At 44.7% G+C, this 8,795-nt stretch carries 1 protein-coding gene; it reads right to left on the bottom strand.

The genetic code is table 11. The features are described 5' to 3' along the window. Positions 1-266: 266 nt before the first annotated feature. Positions 267-8,795 (bottom strand): tandem large repeat (locus CAG68_RS22020; protein WP_161441664.1); only part of this gene is annotated, 8,529 nt, incomplete at its 5' end.

Below are 8,795 nucleotides of genomic sequence, written 5' to 3'. Positions count from 1 at the left end.
ACACTATACTCAGAGTATAGAAACGAGCGTAAATATATAATATTTAAAAAGATTTTCAACGCGACACATTCACCACAGCACCTGCCGAGCGACCATCACAATCACTTCATACACACCTAAAAGCAACATTGGCCTAGTTATTATAGTTATTCAGCCTTGTATTAAGACGATTCATTAATTCGAGTAACTTATCAATAAAGGCAATTATTTTGATAAATATCACAAAAAATCCCAAAGAAATAAAGCGAGCTAAACGCTCGCTTTATTTATGCCGCATTTTTTAAAGTTTTGTTCTCACTAAAATATCGGTTGTAAACAGAACCTAAGGAGGCTGTACTTGCGAAACGATCATAGTTAAATGTTGCTTGAGCCTCTTCGGCAGAGGCGGAAAGCTTGTTGGTACCATTTACATAAATCGTCACTACCCCCTCCTTCAGTCCTGAAAGATCTAAATCAGTTGTCCATGAGTCTGAAAGCACGGTAGCCATGCCTGTGGCTTCTGTACCATCAGCGTCGACTGCTTTAATATCTATGAACTCACCATCTTCAAACCGTTCACTGCTACCACTTACTGTCACGCTTTCCACTCCAGTAACATCGTTGATAACGTCTAGGTGTATTGTCGGTGTAATTGGCATGGAGTAAGCCGTGTTCTGACTACCGGTATTCCCTGATAAGTCTTGGTAGTCACGAACAAGCAACGCCACATTGAGCTCTGACGTGCTTGGTACCACCACATCACCAGTCCAAACACTTGGGTCCGCGGTTGCCATTAATGAAGTGATCGTTGTACCACTGAACTCCGCCGCTGCGGACTGCAGATCTTTATCGAATTCTAGCGTTACCGTCACGCTTTGGCCGATGGCTTGGTGCTCAGGCGTAAACGTCACGTTAGTCAGCGTTGGCAGAGACTGCGCCAGTGTAAAGCTCTGGCTTTCACTCACTTCAATGCCCGCTGAGTTCGTCCCCGTCACCATCACAGTATAAGTGCCATTGGTTTGGTGACTCATATCCATTACGTCACTGGTCCAAGTGCCACCAGCTTGTACTGTTGCACTGCTGCTTTTTAGTACCGTCGCGCTGCCTTGTGCTTTCACTTCAAGACGCAGGGACTGACCGTCAAAACGTGTCGACGTGCCTTCAAATTTTAGCGTGGCGGTATGCGTTTCATCCACACTGCCCACTGGGCTAATAACTAAGGTCGGTGTGATCGGCATGGAGTAAGCCGTGTTCTGGCTACCGGTATTTCCTGATAAGTCTTGGTAGTCACGAACAAGCAACCCCACATTGAGCTCTGACGTGCTTGGTAGCACCACATCACCAGTCCAAACACTTGGGTCCGCGGTTGCCATTAATGAAGTGATCGTTGTACCACCTAACTCCGCCGCTGCGGACTGCAGATCTTTATCGAATTCTAGCGTTACCGTCACGCTTTGGCCGATGGCTTGGTGCTCAGGCATAAACGTCACGTTAGTCAGCGTTGGCAGAGACTGCGCCAGTGTAAAGCTCTGGCTTTCACTCACTTCAATGCCCGCTGAGTTCGTCCCCGTCACCATCACGGTATAAGTGCCATTGGTTTGGTGACTCATGTCCATTGCGTCACTGATCCAAGTGCCACCGGCTTGTACTGTTGCACTGCCGCTTTTTAGTACCGTCACGCTGCCTTGAGCTTTCACTTCAAGACGCAAGGACTGACCGTCAAAACGTGTCGACGTACCTTCGAATTGTAGCGTGGCGGCTTGCGTTTCATCCACATTACCCACTGGCGTAATAGCTAAGGTTGGCGTGATCGGCATGGAGTAAGCCGTGTTCTGGCTACCGGTATTTCCTGATAAGTCTTGGTAGTCACGAACAAGCAACGCCACATTCAGCTCTGACGTGCTTGGTACCACCACATCACCAGTCCAAACACTTGGGTCCGCGGTTGCCACTAATGAAGTGATCGTCGTACCACCTAACTCTGCTGCGGCGGATTGCAGATCTTTATCGAATTCCAGCGTCACCGTCACGCTTTGGCCGATGGCTTGGTGCTCAGGCGTAAACGTCGCGTTAGTCAGCGTTGGCAGAGACTGCGCCAGTGTAAAGCTCTGGCTTTCACTCACTTCAATGCCCGCAGAGTTCGTCCCCGTCACCATCACAGTATAAGTACCATTGGTTTGGTGACTCATGTCCATTGCGTCACTGATCCAAGTGCCACCGGCTTGTACCGTTGCGCTGCTGCTTTTCAATACCGTCGCGCCGCCTTGGGCTTTCACTTCAAGACGCAGGGACTGACCATCAAAACGTGTCGACGTACCTTCAAATTGTAGCGTGGCGGCATGCGTTTCATCCACATTGCCCACTGGCGTAATAGCTAAGATTGGTGTGATCGGCATGGAGTAAGCCGTGCTCTGACTTCCGGTATTCCCTGAGAAGTCTTGGTAGTCACGAACAAGCAACCCCAATTTGAGCTCCGACGTGCTTGGTACCACCACATCACCAGTCCAAACGCTTGGGTCCGCGGTTGCCACTAATGAAGTGATCGTGGTACCACCTAACTCCGCTGCGGCGGATTGCAGATCTTTATCGAATTCCAGCGTTACCGTCACGCTTTGGCCGATGGCTTGGTGCTCAGGCGTAAACGTCACGTTAGTCAACGTTGGCAAAGACTGCGCGAGTGTAAAGCTCTGGCTTTCACTCACTTCAATACCCGCTGAGTTCGTCCCCGTCACCATCACAGTATAAGTGCCATTGGTTTGGTGACTCATATCCATCGCGTCACTGGTCCAAGTGCCACCGGCTTGTACTGTCGCGCTGCCGCTTTTTAGTACCGTCGCGCTGCCTTGGGCTTTCACTTCAAGACGCAGGGACTGACCGTCAAAACGTGTCGACGTGCCTTCGAATTGTAGTGTGGCGGCATGCGTTTCATCCACATTGCCCACTGGCTTAATAGCTAAGGTTGGCGTGATTGGCAATTCGTGAGCGGTGTTATCCTCACCTATGTTGCCAGTCAAATCTTTAAACTGACTAACAACCAAGTCGACACTTAACAGCGCGGTGCTCGGAACTTGTACATCACCAACCCAGACCTTTTTATCTGCCGTTGCTGACAGAGAACTAATGCGATTTCCGCCAAGCGTAGCGGTCGCCTCTTGGAGCTCTTTATCAAACTGAAGCGAGACACTCACGCTTTGCCCCACGCTCTGATGCTCAGGGTTAAATGTCACATTGGTCAGTTTTGGTAAGGTTCCTTCAACCGCGATATTTAAACTGCTTCCTTTTCCAGGAATGGTGTTGGTACTTTGGTAGCTATCATCCTCTACCTGTATTGTTATGTTTTTATCTTGCTTTTCTGGACTGATGTAATTAACCGTCCACGTAACGTTGTCTGACGTGGACCACGTATCTTGCTTTAACGTTCCTGTTGCGCCGTTATCACTAGCGACAAGGTGGACATCTGAGATATCAAAGTTAGTAACTTTTTCTGTAAAGTTAAACGTAAGTGTAATCTCTTCACCTCCAAAAAGAGGGGCGCTTGAAGCAGTAGATATACTTAGCCCGGGAACGGTTGCAGCTTCCACATGTGCGTCAATAGAACTCTCGTTCTTATTATCCACTTTGTCTGTTGCTGCTACCGTGATCGTATGATCGCCTTTCGGTAACAAGTAGCTTATGACATAAGGCCCCGCTTCGGTTGTTGGCTCAGTAATCGCTTGAGGAGCCACAGTGCTGCCACCACTCACCGCTTTTGACGTGACGAGATTTAAATTTTTATCTGTAATGTATGCACTAATTTCTAGTTGATACTTATCGTTTGTCGGCACCTTAGAGGTTTGATTAGCACTTAAGCCCGAAATACTTGGAGCGTCATAATCAACAATAGATTCGATAACCTTTCCATCATAACTTTTGCCTAGTAATTCAAAGCTTGTATTCTCTCTTCCAACTGAGTCCGTCACTGTCACTTTAAGGGTATATGACCCTTGGTTATCGACGGCAAAGTTCATCATTCCATTACCACTAGATGAGATAACATCACCTGAGTAACGCAAGGAATCACCGAGGCTTGGAATAAGCTCCACAGAATACTGTGAAGCTTTCACTCTTTCTCCTTCCACCGTAGATACCGTGAATGGCTGGCTCGCCTTGGTTAAAAACAGTTTCCCACCCTGCAAACTCGTAATTCCATCGAAATCAATCGTGACTTTAGGAACACTAATATCAATGACTTTTCTGATATCAGAATACAGTCCGACGCTATCTGTCGCTTTGATATCAACCGTGATTGAACCACGCCCCTCTAACTGAGATTTTGATAGTTCAAAGTACGTAGATGAACCGTTCCCATCCTCTACTCTTTCTTCTTGATAGCTTGGGTTTAAAACCGAATAGTTTACTTTTGCCAGGCTGCTACCAGTGTCCGTTATGTCGAAACGAAAACGAACGTTATCTGGATTTGTTGGCGATTCAGTTACGATAATCTCATCGCCAACACTTGGAGATGTATTGTCAACTTTAATATCAACGGTCGCTTCACCGACTCTCGACCACACATCCGTTGCAGTAATCGTTGTCCTGATCGTTTTTCCATCCGCATCGCTAGGAAGTTCACTTGTAAATGTTGAACACTTGTAGGTTGGATCATCTGCACACACCTCTAATTGTGCAAACTTCTCCGGATTATCTTTATAGTTGTAGGATTCCGTTCCAAATCTGGCCATCACATTGTCTAGTCTAGAGTTTTCATACAGCTTAATTCTGAACTTGGCGACAAGCTGCTGACCATTAATGGTTGTGTTTCCAACCGGATCAGTAATTTCAACGACTACCGAACCTTTAGGTAATTCAAGCAGTAGATCGTGCTCTGGCGTCAAGTTTCCTGCTAAATCAGATAAGTTCTTGATTTTGTATTCTTGAGTTGTACTCAGGCCATCAATAATATCGGCATAGGATTCAGAATACGTACACTTGATATTTCCAACACCTTTGGCACAAGTCGTTGGTGTATGAGCTTTGTTGCCAAGATTACGAACCAACTTTGGATATTCATCTGAACTTTCGGTATTCACGCCTGATAAAGCATCATTAAAAGAGAGCTCAAATGTGAGCATCTTCTTCTTCAAAGCTTCATCAAACCAAACATCACTTCCTTTAAAACTGTATGAGTTACCATCCACGACTGTCGGTGCATCAATATCCACCATCGAGAAATTGAACTTGTTGATCGTTTCACGCCCATTTGTACCCAAGGTTTTAGTGATCAAAGTGACAGGTGCTTTGGTCATGTTTTGCCCAACATTGACACTACAACTGTAAGGTTCTTGCGATACGTTGATAACACCAGAAGTTGGTTGCTCATTAGTTGGTGGCGCATCTAGAGAGTTGTATTCTTCACGAACCCAACACTCTAACGTTTTGGCTTTGACCGCACTCAATGTAGTAAAGGTGACATCAAGAACACCATCAGATAAGTAATTTTGGAAGTCCAGCGGGCTTTCAACTGTTAGAACCACGCCTTCACGCTGTACGCTAAAGGTTTGGTTTACTTTTCCAACCTTTCGGTCTTTTTCATCAAGGTAACGAACTTTGTTATAAACTTTGATATCAAGTTCATAATTACCATCTTTGGCAATTTGTGTAGAAAGCAACGTTGCAGTCCAAGTGCCATCTGCGGTTTCTGAGAACGTAAAGTTAGTCCCGTTTTGCTCTCCAGAGAATCTATACGTTGAGTCAATTCGATCAACGCCACTATCATCAACAATATCAAGCGTAAGTACGATATTCCCATCTTGATAGATGGTGTTGTTTGTAATTGGCGTTCCATCCGTGTAACTCATCGCCAGCGTCACCTGCGGGATTGAGTTGTACACTTTGACGGTAAAATCTTGCTCATCACTGGTTAAGGTTGTGTTGCCACGAACATCAGACCCTTTTAAACGAATCTTGTGTGTACCCGTACCTAAATCACCAAGGCTCACTTTGAGATCCTCATTGATTTTTGTACCAGGAGAGCCAGGTAATGGTTCCAGATCGCTAAACGTCCAATACTCTAGGCTTTCTCTATTTACGCCATTAATTGAAACATCACCGTTAGCATTTAGGTCTAGCGCCGTTAGGTCAAAGACATAGTTACCTAAGTAGTAGTCATTCGCATTGAAACCACTTAATCCTAATGTTGGCCCATCACGATCAAGAATAACCTTGTGCGTGTTAGAACTAGACTCAAAACCATATATATCGGTTGCTTTTACATACAATGACGTTGTTTTTTCATCTTCAGAAATGTCTATTTTATCTGTGTCACTCTTGATAAGAGACATGACAAACTCTTTAGATGAATCCGTTGGCACAATTGTCTTAATTGGCGAATCTTTACCACTTTGATACAGCGAGACTTGCTCAAGGTCTGAATCGTCTATTACGGATTTAAATCGCACATTGAACTCACGCCCTATGACATAGTTCTCTTTAGACAATGTGTCTTCAACCCAAGGCGTGTTTAGGATGATTTCAGGGCCTTTGTTATCGACTTGGAAGGTAAATTTCCCTGTTGTACTAACATTGGCAGGGTAAGCGTTGTCCGTCGCAGTGACGTAAAATTCATTCCATTCATCGTAATCAAATGCTTTTGAAACCAGTTGGACTTTGACGTCAGGCTGTTCACCAACTAGGTATGGTACGTCACACGCCTCTGTTAGAGGGTCACAGCTTTCTAATGTCAGAGCCTGACCAGATCCGCGGCGCAAATCTATTTTTACGTTATTGCCAGAGCTTAACGTCCCCCAATCAATGACAGGTGTCCATTGGTTATTACCACCTAAACGGCTTTGAACCTGCTCACTTTTTACAATAGGGGCTTCAGAGTCGATACGAATATTGAATCTCGGAGCGGTGCTAGTTAACTCTGAAACGGAGTTACCTAAGTTGTCCTCTGCTGCGGCAACAACTAACCAATCTCCATCACCAGGATAAATCGTAGAGCCTTGATTTGAACAAATCTCGCCCGTACATAGTTTGACTTTAAACGCGTCTTTCGAGTTACTTGCAAAGTTTTCTGGTGTATATGTTACTTTTTCACCGGTTTGCTGATAGAAAACAAGGCCCCTCGAGGCAAGCTTATCACCAACAATATCCTCAACCTTGAAGGTTAATTCATGAGTATTGTTCGCATTTAAATAAATACCGTTTTCTACAGGTTTACCATCGACATCATTCGGTGGAAGGTAACTGGCCTTAGGGAAGTCGTTATCAATAAACACCGATTCTATAAACGGAGATTTACCATTGTAACCATACGCATTGCCATGTGGGTCCATAGCACTGGTCTCCACGGCAAACTCTATAATATCTTTTAGTTCACTAGACTGGGAGTTAAGGGTGAAGAAGTACTCTTTTCGATAAGCATTGCTGCTGTCTGAGTTTTCTACGATGTTGATGTCCAGTGGTATTTCAATATTTGGCTCATTAGCTTGATACCACATCGTGCTAAACTTCGGACCGTAAGCGTCGGTTCCTACAATACCAGAAGGATCGTCTAGGACAATTTTAGAAACAACCTCGCCAGCGATATAAAGCCTATTACCAACCATCGTCTCTCTACCGCTTTCAATGGTTAATTTTGGCTGCGGCGGCAAGGTATCGATACTGCTACCCTCTGTATCAAAAATGTTCTTACCATTTAAGTCAGGATTAGCCATCGAAATATCATCAGCATAGAGCTGCGCGATATTGGTCTCAATACCGTATTTGCTCGCCATGATTTCATAATAGGATTGCGCCAGATCTTTTCGGTAAGTTTCAGCGCCAAACGTGTAAGAATCGAGCGTAACTTGACTTCCTCCGGCCCCTATACCATTTGCTTTTCCATCGTAGCTAAAATCATCGTAAATAGCAGATGCAAAATCTAATGAGTTATTTCTTGGCATTCTCTCGGCAATACTATCAATTGCTTCAACAAGGAATCGGTGTAGATAGTCATTTGATGGCTTGTCTGGAATCGCTTTAGTCGTAAGCATTTCATTGGTTGCATAAGACACAACCGTTGGATCAAACCCAAAGAATGAGTTGTTATTCGTACCTGATAACGCGTAGCGCACCTCATCAAGAATTTGAATCGCACGTTCTGAAGTTTTCTCTCCCGCTGTCACTTGATCCCACTGGAAATCAAACAAACCAGTCTGATATGTCGATAGTTCAGTAATATAGTAAGTTTGAGAACCTTTGAGCTTAAAATACACACCAATATTGGCCTTGTTTAAGTCAACCGTTACTTTCTTGGTCCCTGGATCTCTTTTCCATTGGTAATAGTATGGCTCACTACCTTCGATACCAATTAAACGAACACGCATGAAATCATAATTCACTACGTCAGTTGTGGTTTCACAGCTCGCTACGTCAAGAGCCATAGACTGGTCACTTTCCAGTTGCTGGATAGTGGTACAACTTGCAAGTGAAGTGAATTCACCACTTGGGCTCAACCCTTCAAGTTGAGCTCGCGCACCAATAAATGGTGTCACCACTTTTATGGTTGGTAGGTCAAAGCTACTTCTAAAATATACTTCTCTTGGAGTGCTTTCGTTATCAGACTCATCGACGGTTTGAATGACTAACTTTTGACTACTGTTTTCTGATACCGATTTAAAGCTGTCACCCAAAATATCTCTTACAAAAGGAATGTAATAGATGACATCCTCTACTCGCCCATTGCTATCTAACAGCGTTTCGTGCGGAATTTTTGCGATGTAATCGTCATCGGATGCGGTTGTGTCAATAACTTGCTGAAGTGAGTAGTTGTTATCGTTGTTTTGGCTTACGAG

This window comes from Vibrio sp. V42_P2S4T144 (genome assembly GCF_009904715.1).
Classification (GTDB): Bacteria; Pseudomonadota; Gammaproteobacteria; order Enterobacterales; family Vibrionaceae; genus Vibrio; species Vibrio alginolyticus.
Note: the sequence above shows the minus strand (reverse complement) of the source record. Positions and strands in the feature narration are given on the sequence as shown.